At 39.3% G+C, this 16,709-nt stretch carries 12 protein-coding genes and 1 pseudogene; 8 read left to right on the top strand and 5 right to left on the bottom strand.

The window, feature by feature from the left end; translation table 11 throughout:
• Positions 1 to 2: 2 nt before the first annotated feature.
• The 3 genes from alaS to serS are packed head-to-tail and all read right to left on the bottom strand — an operon-like array spanning position 3 to position 4,433.
• Positions 3 to 2,597: an alanine--tRNA ligase gene (gene alaS / locus QMD82_01680; protein MDI6850635.1), complete on the bottom strand. Its 2,595-nt coding sequence runs from the start codon at positions 2,595 to 2,597 to the stop codon at positions 3 to 5.
• Positions 2,594 to 3,178: a class II aldolase/adducin family protein gene (locus tag QMD82_01675; GenBank protein MDI6850634.1), complete on the bottom strand. Its 585-nt coding sequence runs from the start codon at positions 3,176 to 3,178 to the stop codon at positions 2,594 to 2,596. Before QMD82_01675 ends, alaS begins: the two co-directional genes overlap by 4 nt.
• Positions 3,159 to 4,433: a serine--tRNA ligase gene (serS, locus tag QMD82_01670; GenBank protein ID MDI6850633.1), complete on the bottom strand. Its 1,275-nt coding sequence runs from the start codon at positions 4,431 to 4,433 to the stop codon at positions 3,159 to 3,161. Before serS ends, QMD82_01675 begins: the two co-directional genes overlap by 20 nt.
• A gap of 114 nt (positions 4,434 to 4,547) precedes the next feature.
• Here serS and QMD82_01665 point away from each other — a divergent pair, with 114 nt between their 5' ends.
• A complete protein-coding gene (locus QMD82_01665; protein ID MDI6850632.1) occupies positions 4,548 to 5,036 on the top strand; it encodes a nitroreductase family protein in 489 nt (162 codons plus the stop codon).
• A gap of 26 nt (positions 5,037 to 5,062) precedes the next feature.
• A complete protein-coding gene (locus QMD82_01660) occupies positions 5,063 to 6,697 on the top strand; it encodes a diguanylate cyclase (GenBank protein ID MDI6850631.1) in 1,635 nt (544 codons plus the stop codon).
• A 108-nt stretch (positions 6,698 to 6,805) separates the two neighbouring features.
• Here the strand turns inward: QMD82_01660 and QMD82_01655 are convergent.
• Positions 6,806 to 6,991 (bottom strand): annotated as a pseudogene (locus QMD82_01655) (diguanylate cyclase).
• A gap of 267 nt (positions 6,992 to 7,258) precedes the next feature.
• Positions 7,259 to 7,393 carry a hypothetical protein gene (locus QMD82_01650; protein ID MDI6850630.1) on the bottom strand — a complete coding sequence of 45 codons (135 nt, stop codon included), beginning with the start codon at positions 7,391 to 7,393 and terminating at the stop codon, positions 7,259 to 7,261.
• 110 nt (positions 7,394 to 7,503) lie between these two features.
• Between QMD82_01650 and QMD82_01645 the strand changes: the two genes are divergently transcribed.
• The 6 genes from QMD82_01645 to QMD82_01620 all read left to right on the top strand — a co-directional run.
• A complete protein-coding gene (locus QMD82_01645; GenBank protein MDI6850629.1) occupies positions 7,504 to 8,718 on the top strand; it encodes a pyridoxal phosphate-dependent aminotransferase in 1,215 nt (404 codons plus the stop codon).
• 4 nt (positions 8,719 to 8,722) lie between these two features.
• On the top strand, positions 8,723 to 10,171 hold the full coding sequence (locus QMD82_01640) for an RtcB family protein (protein MDI6850628.1): 1,449 nt from the start codon (positions 8,723 to 8,725) through the stop codon (positions 10,169 to 10,171).
• A gap of 12 nt (positions 10,172 to 10,183) precedes the next feature.
• Entirely contained in the window at positions 10,184 to 10,564 is a 381-nt protein-coding gene (locus QMD82_01635; protein MDI6850627.1) for a response regulator, read from the top strand.
• 412 nt (positions 10,565 to 10,976) lie between these two features.
• Entirely contained in the window at positions 10,977 to 12,656 is a 1,680-nt protein-coding gene (locus tag QMD82_01630; protein ID MDI6850626.1) for a T9SS type A sorting domain-containing protein, read from the top strand.
• 353 nt (positions 12,657 to 13,009) lie between these two features.
• Positions 13,010 to 15,517 carry a sugar phosphate nucleotidyltransferase gene (locus QMD82_01625; GenBank protein MDI6850625.1) on the top strand — a complete coding sequence of 836 codons (2,508 nt, stop codon included), beginning with the start codon at positions 13,010 to 13,012 and terminating at the stop codon, positions 15,515 to 15,517.
• Positions 15,514 to 16,709 (top strand): glycoside hydrolase family 57 protein (locus QMD82_01620; GenBank protein MDI6850624.1); only part of this gene is annotated, 1,196 nt, incomplete at its 3' end. The genes QMD82_01625 and QMD82_01620, both read left to right, overlap by 4 nt.

Genomic DNA, 16,709 nt, shown 5'->3' with positions numbered 1-16,709 from the left:
TCCTAAGTAAAAATTTTTCCTGTTTTTATCATATCTAAAACTTCGCCTATTTTTGAGGCATCTTTGCCTCCACCTTCCGCCTTGGTCTTACTCCCGCCACCACCACCTTTGAGATATTTACCGATGGTTTTCACCAACTTGCTTGCATCAACATCCTCAATATTTCCAAGAACTTCTACCAAGAAGAAAACATTGTTGGCTTTACTGCCGATTAAGATCAAGAGTCCCTTTGCCTGTGTTGCCCTGATTCGGTCTGCTATGGCCCGTAGTGCCTTTATATCGGCGTTTTTAACATATTCTGTGAAAACAGTGAATCTATCGGTTTTTAGTTGTTTTTCTACGATTTCTTTAACTTTTAGATCAGCCCATTTGGTTAAATAAGTCTTTACCTCCTCTTCAAGTGATTTTATTAGTTCCTGATTTTTCACAATTTTTTCAGCTAATTTATCTGAAGTGGTGGATAAGGTTTCGGCTGCAGTCATGAGCGTATCTTCGAGTTTCCGAATATATTGTAGTGCTTTCAGCCCTGTATAAGCTTCTATTCTTCTTATGTTGGCGCTGGAAGCCTCTTCTTTAATGATTTTAAAAAGTCCAATGTCTCCTGTCCTTTCTGCGTGGGTTCCACCACATAGTTCTCTTGAAAAGTCACCAATATGAATTACTCGAACTATTTCACCGTATTTACCTTCAAAAAGGGCCATGGCGCCGTCTTTTAAAGCCTCATCGTATTTCATATATTTAATTTCCAATGGAATATTTTCGATGATTTTCGTGTTGACAATTTGTTCTATTTCCTCGATCTCTTCTTTTTTCAATTTCGAGAAATGGAGGAAGTCAAATCTCAATCTATCGGGTTCAACAAGGGAACCTTCCTGGCGCACGTGTTCGCCGAGAACTTCTCTCAATGCGGCGTGAAGAAGATGGGTGGCAGTATGGGCTCTTTGAGCTCCCTTTCTGAGTTTTTCGTCAACAACGAGTCTTACTTCTACATCCTGTATCTTTCCTTCAATTAACCTTCCAATGTGAATGATTTGGTTTTCAATCTTTTTTGTGTCAAGGACCTCGACAAGAAAGTGTCCTTCTGGACCTTCACCTTCTATGATTCCCTTGTCACCAACCTGACCACCGCCTTCAGGGTAAAAGGGGGTTTCCTCGGTCACAATATAAATTTTTTCACCTTTGAATCCGTACTTGATGATCTTCGAAAGGGTTTCGAGTTTCTCGTACCCTATAAATTTAACTTGACCTTCTTTGAAAACGGTCCACTCTTCTGGTATGTCAACCTTGAATATCTCGGTTTTCCTCGCCTTTTCCCTCTGGGTTTCCATCTCCTCCTCGAAGGATGACCAATCAATTGCAAGTCCTGCATCTTTAGCGTATTCTTCGATTAAATCAAGAGGAAGACCATAAGTATCGTAGAACTTGAATACGACCTTTCCGCTAAGAACACCAGAAGCTTTGGCCTCTTCTACTTCCTGTTCCAGTTTTGGAAGGGTTTTGGCAATATTTTCAATGAATCTTTCTTCCTCTCGTTTTATGATAAACTCTACTTCTGTTTTTCTCTCAATAAGTTCGGGATAAGCATCTTTCATTATTTCAACCACAACGGGAACCAGTCTATAAATTATGGGTTTGTCACCATATCCTATTTTTTGAGCAAAGCGGTGAGCCCTCCTCAAAATTCTTCTTAAAACATAACCTCTCCCATAATTGGAGGGGTAGATTCCATCAGAAATAGCAAAGGTTAGAGCCCTGGTGTGGTCTGCCAATACTCTGTGAGCACTGCCTCGATCATCACCATAATATTTGACCCCTGTAATTCTTTCAACTTCTTCTATGATGGGCATAAACAGGTCAGTATGGAAATTGGAATCAGCCCCGTTTAAAACCCTAAGAAGCCTTTCAAGCCCCATTCCCGTATCAATATTCCTGGTCCCGAGCTTTTCCAGTTCTCCTTTCTCATTTCTATTGTACTGCATAAAAACGAGGTTCCAGATTTCAAGAAAGCGTTCTCCTTCCATTTCTGGGGTTGCCTGATTGGGATCTGCATCGACTCCGAGGTCATAGAGAATTTCTGAACAAGGTCCTGCTGGCCCTTGCTCTCCCATTTCCCAGAAATTGTCTTTTTCGCCAAGTTTTACTATCCGCTTTTCTGGTATTCCTATAACATCTTTCCAAATGTTGTATGCCTCATCGTCTTCTTTGTAAACGGTTACCCAGAGCCTGTCTTTTTCGAGCCCATAGATTTTTGTAAGGAGTTCCCAGGCGAATTTGATTGCTTCTTCCTTGAAATAGTCGTTGAAGGAAAAATTTCCCAGCATTTCAAAAAAGGTGTGATGCCTTTTGGTGAAGCCCACATTATCAAGGTCATTATGCTTTCCACCGGCTCTTAAGCACTTCTGGCAAGAGGCTGCACGCGTAAAAGGTGGTTTAACAACACCGAGGAAGAAGAGTTTAAATTGATTCATACCCGCATTGGTGAAAAGGAGCGTGGGATCATTTTTTGGCAACAGCGAAGAGCTGGGAACTATCACATGGTCTCTTTCTCTGAAATACTTAAGGAAGATTTCTCTAACTTTATTGGAATTCCACATCATATTACCAGTTCCTTTAAAACTTTAATTTTCATGTCAAATTCTAAAAGTTCGAGGCGATTAAGGGCATCAATCAAATCTTTTCCGGCGACAAGTACACCGTGCTTTTGAAGGATTAAAATAAAAACCCCTTCTGATGCACCTTTGTCGGCAACTTCTTCTTCAAGCTCCGCAGAACCAGCCTTTTTATATGGTATAGATATGAGTTTTGGTCCGAGGTAATCAGAAAGTTCCGCCATCAGGGGCTTTGATTCAACAGGAGTATAGAAGGAAACGGCTGTGGTGTAGGGGGGGTGAGCATGAATTATGGCTCCGATCTTTGGCTTTACTCTGTACCATGCAAGGTGGGTTTTTAGTTCAATGGATGGGGCTAATGTGCCTTCTATTACATTGCCGTTTATATCGACGAGAAGAATGTCCTCTGGATTTAACTCTGCTTTACGCTTTCCCCTCGGTGTGATAAGAATTTCGTTTTCGCTTACCTTAACGCTTACATTTCCGACGTTTGCTTGAATGAAATCTTTTTCGTATAAGATTTTTAAGATTCTTATGATTTCTTCCCGCTCACTTTGGTAGGATGACATCTTTCCCTCCCATATAAGACCTAAGGACTTCAGGAATAGTTATACTGCCGTCCTCATTTTGGAAGTTTTCCAGAATTGCTATGAAAACTCGCGGGGTTGCAAGCCCCGAACCGTTTAAGGCGTGAGGATATTCAACTCGTCCATCCTTTCTTCTGAATCTTGTTTTTGCTCTTCTCGTCTGGAAAGCCTCTGTATTGGAACAGGACGAAGCCTCAAGCCATCTCCCGACGCCGGGTGCCCATACTTCTATATCATAAGTTTTAGATGAAGCAAAACCCATATCGCCTGTGCAGAGCAGAACAACTCGGTAAGGAATTTCTAAAAGTTTTAATAGATCCTCAACGTCTTGTAACATTTTTTCCAATTCTTCATAAGAATCCTCTGGCTTTGTAAATTTAAAAAGTTCTACTTTGTTAAATTGGTGAACTCTTATAATCCCCCGGACGTCTTTACCGTAAGACCCTGCTTCTCTTCTATAACAAGGGGTGTAGGCCATGTAGTATTTTGGAAGTTCGTCTTCGGTCAAGATTTCATTCCTATGTATGTTTGCCAAAACCGTTTCAGCGGTGGGGATTAAAAACAGCTCATCTTCCGGAATAAAATACATTTCTTCCCTAAATTTGGGTAGGTGTGCAGATACGTACGTGGATTCTTCTTTGACTAAGGTTGGAGGCAGTATCTCTTCATAGCCTTTTTTCTTGTTATGATCTAAGAAGAAATTGATAAGTGCCCTTTCCAGTTCTGCACCCTCGTTTTTGTATATGGCAAACCTTGATCCTGAAATTTCCCCAGCCTTTTTAAAGTCAATGATTTTTAGATTTTCAGCTATTTCCCAGTGGGGCTTTGGGGTGAATTTAAACTCTCTTATTTTTCCGTGTTCTCTTACAACTACATTATCCTCAGAACTTTTTCCAATGGGGCACGATTCATGAGGGACGTTCGGCAGGTACAATAGTTTTTCGTTCAAAAATTTCTCCTTTTCTTCAAGTTCTTGTTCCAGTTCTTTAAGTTTTGTATCAATTTCCTTGGCTTTGCTTAGGAGAGACTCGGGGTTTGAATTTTCCTTCATAGCTCGAGATATTTCTTTACTTATTTTATTTTTTTCTGCCCTGAGTGCATCGATTTCCTTTTTCAGAGTACGTGTCAATTCATCCAGATTTATCAAATCATCTAAAATGTTTGTGTCGTAATTTCTCTTTTTCAGGGCTTCCTTCAACAAATTCGGATTCTCTCTCAGTAGTTTACGTTCAATCAAATTGAACCTCCTTCGAGTAGGTTTAATTTTAATATCTCGTGCGTGGAAGTTCAAAGATTAGCAAATGTTTAAAATCTTTTTGACCTTAAGCGAGTTTTAGTAAATAATTTAAATATGGATCAATGGAGAATATTAGTAGAGAGAAGGAGCATAAGAAAGTATAAGAAAGAACCTATTCCCGAAGAGGTTTTCGAAATACTTTTTGAGCTTTGTAGATGGGCACCTACATCACGAAACTCTCAATCCTACTACTTCATCGTTATAAAAAATTCTGAAATCATACGGTTTCTTGGTAACATCAGAGAACCTGCATGGCCGATCCTTTCTGCACCTTATGCTGTTGCTATTTGTTCCGATCCTTCAAAATCAAGGCGGCATGTTCAAGATGGTTGTATTGCAGCGTATCATTTCATGCTGGCTGCGTGGTCCTTAGGATTGGGAACATGCTGGATAGCGGATATGGACAGACCTGAGGTTAAAGACAAACTTGGAGTGCCTTTAGAACACTATATAGCTACCGTAACGCCCCTTGGATGGCCCGCGGAAATACCCGAACCACCTCCAAGAAAGTCGGCCAAGGAGTTTTATAGATTTATTAAATAGATAGATTTATTAAATAGTTTTTGGCTATGGAAGCGAGGATTAAATTTAAGAACGTCGTTATCTCAATCATAATTTTCTCTATATCTATACTATCCATCAGATTATTTGAACATCTATATGATACAACAAAAATCCGATGTGAAAAGTGCATTTTTATAAAAAAAGTGAAAACCACAGGTAGAGATTTGGAAATTCCATTTTTAATGGAGGCTTCTGGTTCCCATATCTTTTGGTTTAACTTTGAAAGACCTAAATGTGATACTCCTGCGCTTTTTATTCCTTTGATAGACGGGAATTATTTGGAAGTTTATTTGAATGGACATCTTATAGGGGTTTCGGGCAATCCCATAAGTAGAAATTCCCTTCGATGGAACAAACCCGAGCTTTTTGTTATTCCGGGAAGTTTTTTAAAGGATGGGTTCAATGAACTTAGAATATTAGTTAAGGCAGAAAACACTTTAGGCATACTTTCGCCTATTTTTATGGGTGATTTAAGATTTGTGAAAGGCCGATATATTTTGCTGGGTTTTTTGAATCAGGTGTTAAATCAGTTTTATTTGGCGATGTTTTTGGTTTTAGGTTTTTTCATTGTTTTAATTCCATTTTTAATAGAACTAAGGCTGCACAGGGCCTTATTGGGAATTTCTTTGATCTTTTTTGCTATATATCTTATTGACTATACATTTGTGCCTTATCTCCCAATCTACTACGCTGTATACAAAAAAATTATAATAGCTTCCCTTTACTTATCTCTTGCGTTATATGGTCTTGCTTTTGTCTATGAATTCGGGTATAGGGGGGTCCATCGGAAAATTGCATTGGCTTTGCTTGTCGTTAATATCGGTTTGATCTTAGTTCTTTTGAGTGTTCCTAACGATAGTGTCCTTGTAAGGAGAACTTACCTTAAAATGAACGTAACAATATATGTTAGTATGGCTTTAATTGTTTCAGTCTTCTTAAGAGAGATTATACGATCTGCGAGGCCAGAAAAATTACTTTTAATTAACTTGAATGCAATTATTTTCCTTCTCCCGCATGTCTTCAATGATGTGTATGTACTTGTGAATAATCTTCCCAAACCGTTGTTAACTCAGTATGCTCTGCCCATTTTCGTGTTTGCTAATACATCCTATATAGTAAACGATTTTATTACTCTTTACCGCAAGCTTATTCTGGAGAAGAGGAGAGCAGAGTTTCTTGAAAAAGAGTCGATGAGGGATCCACTGACAGGGGCGCTCAATAGAAGATTTTTAAATAAAATAAAAGAAATTATTCCAGGAATGTATAGCATTTCACTAATAGATTTGGATAACTTTAAAGATTTCAACGATCACTTCGGGCACGTAATAGGTGATTGTGTTTTGAGACGTATTACTTCAATTCTATTTTCTATGCTTAGGAAAGATGACTATGTAATACGCTACGGAGGTGACGAATTTCTACTTTTGCTTTATAAAACTTCAAGAGTGGAAGCCGAGAAAATTTTAGAAAAGATTAAACACAAGCTTGTAGAAAACAAAATCGAGTGTGATGACCAAGATTTCTACGTGTCTTTTTCTTATGGTATTGCTTCAGCGGATGAGGCGCATACCTTTGAAGAAATGCTTAAAATTGCGGATTCACGACTTTACGAGGCAAAAAGTTTAAAGAGTGGAGTTTAATTTTATAACCAATTAGGATGGATGGTTTGTTGGATTTTTGCTTGTTGAAGATAGTTGTCAGCCCCTTTAGGGATTTTGTAAAGTTATCGCCGTTTTTGGCTATCGTTCCTACAATAGATACTGTTGCGGATAAATCCTTATTTTCACAGTTACATATGAACTCTTAATTAACCTTAGCAGTTTTTCTGCAACCTTCTTAAGTTTTGTCAAATTTATATCCTGAAGGATTATCATAAATTCTTCTCCGTCATATCTTCCCACTGTGTCAATGGATTTTATATTCATTAATATCGTTTGTGCGACGGCTTTAGAAACTTATCTCCACAAGGGTGACCGTTTTGGTCATTTACACACTTAAAGTTAGCAAAATATCTATGAAAAGTATTCCAAACTTTTTCTGGTCGTTTTATATTGCTTTAAAGCTTCTTTAAGTTTCTTTTCCAAGTGTTTTCGGTTAGGTGTTACTGTGAGGGAATCAAGGGATGCTTCGTTTTTCTAAGTTTCTGATATTTTCAAGAGTCAGTGAGTTTCCAAATTCATCTTGAATCTTTTAACAATCTTTTAACTGCACCTATCACCCCACCTTTTGCCTTCTTTTTCAAGGTAAACCACAACATGAACAGGAATTCTTACACTTTGCTTATCGTGAAAAAAAATGTTCACTTCTTGAACCTTAGAAGTCTTTATTGCTTTCACTACTGGACATTCTCCAGTGCAAGTCTAAAAGTGATCTCTTCAAGTTTCTTTCTTATGTCTTTACAGTTCGTGAAAGTTGGCTTAAATTTATAATTGAAAGGAGGTTATTTATGTCCATTAAAAAAAATACTCTGAGGATTTCAAACAGAGCCGAGGGTATGCAGGCTTCGCCGATCAGAAAACTTTATCCCCATGCAATAGAGGCAAAAAAGAAAGGTGTAACTGTTTATCATCTTAATATAGGACAACCTGACGTACCAACTCCTAAGCAAATTTTTGAGGGCATAAAAAATTTTAACGATCCTGTATTACCATACGGGCCTTCTGATGGGATTCCTGAGTTGAGGGAGGAAATAGCAAAATATTTCGGAAGATTTGGGGTCCAAGTTTCGCCTTCTGAAGTTTTTATAACAACTGGTGGGTCCGAGGCAATTTTATTTGCCTTTCTCCTCGTGGGCGATTATGGAGATGAGGTTCTTGTGCCGGAGCCATTCTATACGAATTATCAAGGCTTTGCACAACAGGTTGGGATCAATTTAAGGCCCATTCCAACTTCAGTGGAAGAAGGTTTTCACTTACCATCTTATGAAACGATAAAAAAGTTAGTTAATGATAGAACCAGAGCCATTCTTCTTTGTTCTCCGAATAACCCAACTGGTACTATTTATGAAGATGAGGAATTTGAGAGTGTTATAAAAGTAGTAAAAGAGCACGGGCTGAATCTCCTGGTTGATGAGGTTTACAGGGAGTTTGCTTTTGATGGACGGAAACCTGTAACTACTTTAAGATTCGAGGAAATTCATGATCGGCTTATAGTTCTTGATTCGATTTCCAAAAGGTTCAGTGCTTGTGGGGCCCGTGTTGGATTCATAGTTACAAAAAATAGGGAATTTCTTGAGGCATTTATGAAAATGGGCCAGGCGAGGCTTTGTCCACCTACCATTGAACAATGGGGTGCAGTTTATGGATTTAAGTATATTGATGAATTCATTGGTCCAATGATAGCAGAATATGAAAAGAGAAGAAATGCGGTTTTTGACGAACTGGCAAAGATACCGAGAATAGAAGCGAGAAAACCTGAGGGAGCATTTTATACTGTTGTAAAATTACCAGTTGAAAACGCAGAGGATTTTGCGGTCTGGCTGTTGAAGGATTTTAATGAAAATGGAAAAACTCTGATGGTAGCCCCTGCTGAGTCTTTTTATTTGACACCAGGAAAAGGAGTGGACGAGGTTAGGATTGCTTATGTCCTTGAAGAAGAAAAGCTTAGAGAAGCGATAAGAATTTTGGGTAAAGCTTTGGAAGTTTACAACTCACGGAGGTGAGTACATGTGGGAGGGCAGGCTGGAAAAAATTGATAATTTTAGATGGAAAATCAGTCAAGATTATAAAAGATGTATGAGAGTTCCTGGAATTATTTATGCCTCAGAAAAACTCTTGGATTCAATAAAAAAGGACAATGCGCCTGAACAGGTAGCAAACGTGGCCTGTCTCCCGGGTATTCAGAAGTATTCCATTGCTATGCCTGATATCCACTGGGGGTATGGCTTTCCAATCGGTGGTGTGGCTGCCTTTGATGTTGAAAACGGAGTAATTTCACCTGGCGGTGTGGGTTACGATATCAATTGTGGTGTTAGGATTTTAAAAACAAATTTGAAAAAATCCGACATTGAAAGACATCTGGAAAAGATTCTGGATGCAGCTTTCCACAATGTACCTGCAGGCGTTGGTAAAGGTGGTATATATAGAGTGACTGAAAGGGAACTTAGAGAGGTGATGGTTCAAGGTGCCCGTTGGGTTGTTGAAAAGGGTTTTGGCTGGAAAGAAGACCTTGAGAGGATAGAAGAAGGCGGCTCTATGAGCGGTGCAAACCCTGATAAAGTATCGAGGAGGGCAATTGAAAGGGGGTTGCCACAACTCGGATCACTTGGCGCAGGTAATCACTTTCTTGAAATTCAGGTAGTGGAACGGATCTTTGACAAGAAGGCAGCCAGCGTAATCGGGATAGAGGAAGGCTCCATTACCATAATGATTCACACAGGGTCAAGAGGATTTGGACACCAGATATGCGATGATTATGTGAGACAGCTACAAAATGCCATGGCAAAGTATGGAATCAGTGTGCCTGATAGGCAACTTGCATCGGTTCCTTTCAACTCTCCGGAAGGGCAGGCCTACTTTGGGGCAATGGTATGTGCCGCAAACTTTGCCTGGGCAAACCGCCAGTTTATAACTCACTGGATTAGGGAGTCTTTTGAGAAAGTTCTCGGCGAGAGTGCTGAAAAACTTGGCATGCAAATAATTTATGACGTTGCCCACAACATCGCAAAGGTAGAAGATCACGTCGTTGATGGTCGGATTAAGAAAGTAATAGTGCATAGAAAAGGTGCAACGAGGGCATTCCCCAAGGGACATCCTCAAGTACCTGCAGTTTATAAGGAAATTGGACAACCCGTTTTGATTCCTGGTGATATGGGAACTGCTTCTTACATTTTACTTGGAACGCAGAGGGCGATGGAGGAAACCTTTGGGTCTACCGCTCATGGTGCGGGGAGAGTTCTTTCAAGAAGTGAGGCTATAAGGCGTACAAGGGGAAGAAACATCATTGAAGAGCTTAGAGAAAAAGGAATCCTCGTTAAAGTCCATTCCATGGAGACCTTGAGCGAGGAGGTACCAGATGCATACAAAGACGTGGACGTAGTTGTTGATGTCGTCCATAATGCGGGTATCTCCACAAAAGTGGCAAGAATGGTCCCCATTGCTGTTATTAAAGGTTAAAAGGAGGAAGACATGGCTAATTATAGAATCTTGCTGGTTGATGATGAACCTGATATTCGTACAGTTTATGGCGAAATGCTGAAAAGGGAAGGCTATGATGTGATAACTGCTGAAAATGCAGAAGAGGCTCTTTATAAGATCTCAACGGAGCCTATTGACCTTGTTATCCTTGACATCAAGATGAAGGGGAAATCTGGTCTTGAGGTTTTGGAAAATCTGGAAAAAGAGAAGAAAAAGAAAGACATTCCCGTGATTCTTTTTACTGCTTACAGCTCTTATCAGGATGAATACACCGCTTGGTTCGCCGATGCCTATGTCGTTAAATCGGGCGATCCAACGGAGTTGAAAAACGAAATTAAAAGGTTGCTAAAGAAAAAGGAGACTCCTAAGTAATTTGTGCCTTTTGATCTTATTAATTCTTTCACCTTAATTAGTTTTACCTTTGCTAACAGTAAGAATTACTTTTTCACTTGATTTTTACACGGTGAAAATTAAAGAGTTTATCTATGTAGAAATCCGGAATTTGTTAGTGCTTTTAGAATTTACCAGACGAGGAACATATCAGCGGATTAAAAAAGTGAAATGCATTAGAGAGTGACAACTTAGATGTAAATTTTAGATTCCCGTTTTTCTCTAAGGTAATTGAACCAAATAGTTTGTTTTTAATTAATGTTAGTAAAATGTGTAGCGTGAGAAATACTGTGAAATTTTTTTCGCAGTTGCTCTTGCTAATGACCTTTTGTTTCTTCTTTTATAAAATTTACTAAAAAGGGGTTAATGTGCATGGGTTTAATAATACGAGGTAATGGATTCTGCTACTGGAGAGGTTAAATTAGCAGAAGAGGAAATTGGGTCTCCGGGGTATCATTTTAGGGCGTTTGATGGTGTAGGGAGTAGTGGGACGCTTCCAGATGGTACGTATAGGATAAGAATAGTAGTCAGGAGCTTATTGGGAAACAGGGGGATAGATCCGCCTGATACGGCTGTTTTATATGTTAGGGTCTACGGGAGTGAGAACTATCATATAATCTCTCGTGGAGTTCCAGGAGCTTCTTTTTTCCATGATACTCAGTATCACGTCACGAGGGTAGTTGATACCGCCTATACTGGCGAAGTTTTAAATAAAGTAACCTTATATAAGAACTACTTTCCCTACTATCATTATTGGGAGACGGTGCAAGCAGATAGAGAGGAGTTAGGGTTCTCTCCAGTACTCTCCTCCAATGATAGCGTTTTGATCTTTTCGGTTCCGGATAGTGTTGTTATAATAAAAAACCCTTTACTTTGTTATGATGTCAGTTCAAATACGAGGGTTTATTCTTGTGGCAAATTTCCCGTGATTTCGCCCTGTGGGGATAAAATAATCTATTATAGGGATAATTCCATTGTTGTGGAAGACTGGAAGCATAGGAGGATTTTGGAGACCTTTCCTGTTTCAGAAGTAAGGTTTTTAGGATTTCATCCGTATCATGATATGTTCTTGTATTCAAGAGGAGGTGATTTAATTTTGCACACTCCTTCAGGTGATAGTCTTGTTTTCCACTCAGACGGGGGGATTATAGAAGAGGCATGCTATCATCCTGACGGAATTAGGATGTTATTGTTAATTAGCGACAGCGTGGGGAAGAAGATTTTACACTTTGATCCCCTGAGGAGTGAAACACTTATTATAGAAGAATCACAAATACTAAAGGGAATTTCTGTTACGCCCGATGGAAGATTTATCACTTATAATCAGGGTAGGTATGTTATAGGTTTTCCGGCTGGTAAAATTAGAAAGGAACCCTTAGTTCTCATTAAATCACCCTTAGTAGGTAACGATGTTGAGCAAAAGATAACTATAAGAGGAACGGTTATCAACAACGTTTCGCCCGATACAACAGTTTATGCACACCTTACAAGTTTTAAGGTAGAGTGGGGGTATGGAGAGTATCCAGATGAGTTTAGTAATGAGGGTGTGGGATGTAATTCTTCAGATGAAGAGTTTGACAGAATCAATTTTGAATGGAATCAAGATTATGAAAGTTGGGAGGAGTTGCCTTGGAATAACGATTTCTTACTTGTAAAATCTATTTTTAGGGATGGCATTACTTACGGGGGTGTTGTGGGATACTGGTATAATGGCCCCATTAATTTCATTGAGTTGGAACATAATGTGCAATGGATGTACGGAAAAGAAAAGTTAAATATCAAAATCAATGGGCAAAATATTTATTATTTCTCCAAGCCTTATCCAAACCCAGCTTTCAAAGACTTGAATTTTAAGTTTATGATACCAGAAAAAGGCAATGTGATTATGGAAATATTTACTGTTGACGGTCGGCTTTTAGGAAGGTTAGTGGAAATGTATGAGGCTGGTTGTCATGTTATTAAACTAAGCGATATACTGAAGCAAAACAAAATTCCGACTGGAATATATTTTTACAGGTTTAAGTACCGTGAAAAACTGGAAAAAGGTAAATTCGTCTGGATAAAAAGCAATTAAGGTCAGAAACAAACTCTGGTCTCTTTGCAACAGTTATGTATAGGGAGCGTGAAGATCATTTCTATTGAGAATGCTTAATAGAATACAACCGCCAAATACCGTGTACTGGTTTAAGAATGGAAGTTTTACCTTACCTGTGGATTTTTTTTATTAAATAGTGAAGGTCCCATATTACGGATCTAATAGACTATTCAAGATGATAGAAATTTAAAGCAATTCCTGACTGACATGAAGGGGTATGCTTTTTCTTTAGAAGTTAAAAATTAACCTTCCGCAGCTTTTTTTAAGGACCGCGCTTACTTGATTATTGTTGCCGTTGCTTTTAATATTTACTATATTACAGGAGTGGTGAAATGAAGTGTATTGTTTTGGCAGGTGGTTTTGGTACGAGAATTAGGCCTTTGACCACCGCTATTCCAAAACCTATGCTACCCCTTGTGAATAGACCTATTCTTGAAAGAATTGTTTCTCACCTAAAAAAGCACGGGCTTGAGAATCTTATAATGCTCCTTTACTTCCAGCCAGAGGTGATAAAAAATTACTTTGGTGACGGTTCCGATTTCGGGGTTAAAATTTCATATGTTGTACCACAGGAGGATTATGGTACCGCAGGTGCGTGTAAGATGGCGGAAGAGTATCTGGGTGATGAAGAAAGAATTCTTGTTATCAGCGGAGATCTCCTAACGGATTACAATCTAAAAGCCTTGATGGATTTTCACGAGAAGAAGAAGGCGATGGTTACTATTGGCCTCACGAGGGTTACCGATCCTCTCCAGTTTGGTATCGTTATCACCGATGAGGACTCCAGGATTGTCAAATTTCTTGAAAAACCAACCTGGGGTGAAGTATTTTCTGACACGATTAACACAGGTATTTACTTGCTAAATAGAGAAGTATTTGACTTTATTCCAAGAGGTACCGCCTTTGATTACTCAAAGGACTTATTTCCCTTGCTTTTGAAAGAGGGCAAGCCTCTCTACGGTTATGTTGGAAAGGGATACTGGCGAGATATTGGAGATCCCAATTCTTACCGCTATGCCCACTACGATGTATTTGATGGGAAGGTAAACATTTCCATTGAAGGGAAGAAGCTTGACCTTGTTGGTCGTGACGTGCGCATTGATGAAGATGTTAGGATAGGTGAAGATGTGGATTTTAAGGGAACGGTGATTATTGGAAAAAACACTACTATAGGTGACAGATGTAAGATCCAGAGGTCATCTGTAGGAAACAACTGTGTCATAGAGCAGGGTGCCGAAATAATTGATTCAATTATATGGGACAACGTGTATATAAAGAGGGGTGCAAGAGTGAAAGGTGCAGTTTTAATGAATGGGGTTAGTGTGTTGGAAGAGGCTGAAATAAATGAAGGAGCCGTGATTGCCGATGAATGCATTATTGGGAGAAAGGCCGTGGTCAGAGAAAATGTGAAAATCTGGCCCCGTAAGATTGTTGAAGATTCGGCGGTGGTGATTTCAAATGTGGTGTGGGGTGAAAAATGGAAAAGATCACTCTTTCAAGGTTCAAAAATTACGGGTTTAACAAATGTTGAACTTACGCCCGAGATGTGCGCAAAACTCGGTTCCGCATACGGATCGTTATTGCCCAGAAACTCGTGGGTTATTCTTGGAAGAGATGCCAGCCCCTCAGCGCGTAATTTACGGCGTGCTTTCATTGGTGGGCTTGGTGCCAGTGGTGTCAATATCAAGGATGCCCAGATGATTCCCTTACCCATTCTTAGGTTCAAGTTAAGCACCTTTGGAGAAATTGGCGGGGTCTATTTTAGACAGGCACCAGATGATCCTCCTTCAACGGACATTATCTTTTTAGATTCTAATGCCTTTCATATTTCACCCGATTTTGCTAAATCCATTGAGAGGGTTTTCTACCGTGAAGATTTCAGAAGGGCTCATTACAGTGAGGCAGGGCAAATAGTAGTTGAAAGTAGGATCTTTGAATTTTACAGAGAATCCTATCTAAAGTCACTCAATCTAAATGTGTTAAAAGAGGCACCATTGAAAGTGGTTTTTGATTACGCCTACGGAGTATTGGCTGACTTTTTCCCGTATATCGTTAATGAATTTCTTGTAGAATACATAAGCCTAAATGCTCACGTTGACGTTGAGCGGAAGTCTAAGAATCAAGAGGATCTTAAACGTTCCTTGGAGAGGATTTCTCATTTGATTACTAATATGAATTATGATCTTGGTGTCTATTTCTATCCCGGAGGAGAAAAACTTGCCCTTATTGATTCCGATGGCAAAGTTTGGAGTGGCGTTGACCTACTTGTCTTTGTCGTATTTCTTGTAATTAATGCAGGCCTGAAGGGAACCATTCTCCTTCCACCTTTTGTTCCTGATGAAGTTGTCAGAGTTTGTGAGAATAGCGGTGAAAACGTTAAGTTTATCCAGTCTTCTCTGCGAATAGCAGAAATAGAAGCTGGAAAACATGATGTTATTTTTGCTGGTACTGGAGAAGGACATTTGATATTCCCTGAACTCCACAGCGTTTCAGACCCAATGTTTGCTTTTGGAAAAATCCTTGAGATAATAGCGTCTTCCAAGATCAATGTCAAAGAACTATCAAGAAGTATTCCTTCCTATGAGATTTACCACGAAAGGGTACCTTGTTCCCTCGAGAAAAAGGGAACGGTAATGAGGGAAATTGCGGAGTCTATAAAGGGTGAGGATGTTTCCTTTGTTGATGGAATAAAGATATTTAAAGAGAACGGTTGGATTTTAATAAGGCCTGAGGAATACCATCCATCCATCAGCGTGTATGCTCAATTTAAGAATAGGGAAGAATTCGAAAAAGTTTTAAAGATTTACAAAAGGATAATTGAGGAAGCCAGGGAAGCATGAGAGTTTTATTTCTTTGGCACATGCACCAGCCAGCCTATTTCGTAAATGAAAATGGTAGAAGGGTTTATTACCTACCCTGGGTTATTCAACATGCTCTCAGAGAGTACTATGAGATGCCTTATATTCTCTCTAAATTTAATGAAGTTAAGGTTACTTTTAACTTAGTTCCTGTCCTTGTTGAGCAGCTTATGGATTATGCGGAAGGGCGGGCTGAATGCAAATTCATAAACCTCGCATTGAAACCTGCCGATTCTTTAACTGAAGAGGAAGTTAAATTCATTCTATTCCACTTCTTCAATGTGAGCGAGAAGACGAGGATTAGGCCCTTCCCTCGCTATTATTATCTCTTGAGAAAAAGGGGTAAACCTTACGAAATTGAATCTCGCTGGAAATACTTCACCCTTCAGGATTTAAGAGATTTAAAATTTTACTGGCTTTTCAGTGGAATAAGTCCATTTATTATTGAAAGTCACCCCGTTCTCAGGGAGTTGAAAGAAAAAGGGCATAAATATACCGATGAAGATGTTAGGATTCTTTACAGTGAGATGCTCCCTCTTATCGGAAAGACCGTAGGACTATACAAGGAGTTATACGATTCCGGGCGCATAGAAATATCAGCAACCCCCTATTACCATCCCATTTTACCTGTAATTTATGATTCCAGGAATGCAGAAATTTCAAATCCCTATACCCGTAGGCCTGATTTTTCTTTTTCTGAACCTGAGAATGCGAGGAAGCACGTGGCTAAGGCTATTCAATTTATGAAAGAAAAATTAAACGTGGAAGTTCAGGGAATGTGGCCTGCAGAGGGTTCAGTCTCAATGGACACCATACAAATTTATAAGGAACACGGGATAAAATGGATTGCAACCGATGAAGAAATTCTTTTCAAATCTTTAAAAACCTATGATCGGGAGAAGATTTATAAGCCTTATACAATTAACGGATTGAGAATTTTCTTTAGGGATCGAGTACTTTCAGACAAAATAGGCTTTGAATATACACAGAGAGGAGAGGTGGAGTCCGCTCTCGATCTTTTTGAGCGGTTGAGGGAACTCTCAAAGGTTGAAAACAGGGTGGTCTCAATTATCCTTGATGGTGAAAATCCTTGGGACAATTATCCCAATGGCGGGCAAAAGTTTCTTGAAACTTTGTACGGACTTCTTTATAAATGCACAAAAATAAAAACCGC

It is taken from the genome of bacterium (assembly GCA_030019025.1).
Classification (GTDB): domain Bacteria; phylum Hydrothermota; class Hydrothermia; order UBA1063; family UBA1063; genus UBA1063.
This window is presented reverse-complemented; position numbering and strand designations above follow the sequence as displayed.

Bases quoted from the DNA above. Each gene is read 5' to 3' on its own strand.
- alaS (MDI6850635.1), bottom strand. From the start codon at position 2,597: ATGATGTGGAATTCCAATAAAGTTAGAGAAATCTTCCTTAAGTATTTC.
- QMD82_01675 (MDI6850634.1), bottom strand. From the start codon at position 3,178: ATGTCATCCTACCAAAGTGAGCGGGAAGAAATCATAAGAATCTTAAAA.
- QMD82_01665 (MDI6850632.1), top strand. From the start codon at position 4,548: ATGGATCAATGGAGAATATTAGTAGAGAGAAGGAGCATAAGAAAGTAT.
- QMD82_01660 (MDI6850631.1), top strand. From the start codon at position 5,063: ATGGAAGCGAGGATTAAATTTAAGAACGTCGTTATCTCAATCATAATT.
- QMD82_01645 (MDI6850629.1), top strand. From the start codon at position 7,504: ATGTCCATTAAAAAAAATACTCTGAGGATTTCAAACAGAGCCGAGGGT.
- QMD82_01640 (MDI6850628.1), top strand. From the start codon at position 8,723: ATGTGGGAGGGCAGGCTGGAAAAAATTGATAATTTTAGATGGAAAATC.
- QMD82_01635 (MDI6850627.1), top strand. From the start codon at position 10,184: ATGGCTAATTATAGAATCTTGCTGGTTGATGATGAACCTGATATTCGT.
- QMD82_01630 (MDI6850626.1), top strand. From the start codon at position 10,977: ATGGATTCTGCTACTGGAGAGGTTAAATTAGCAGAAGAGGAAATTGGG.
- QMD82_01625 (MDI6850625.1), top strand. From the start codon at position 13,010: ATGAAGTGTATTGTTTTGGCAGGTGGTTTTGGTACGAGAATTAGGCCT.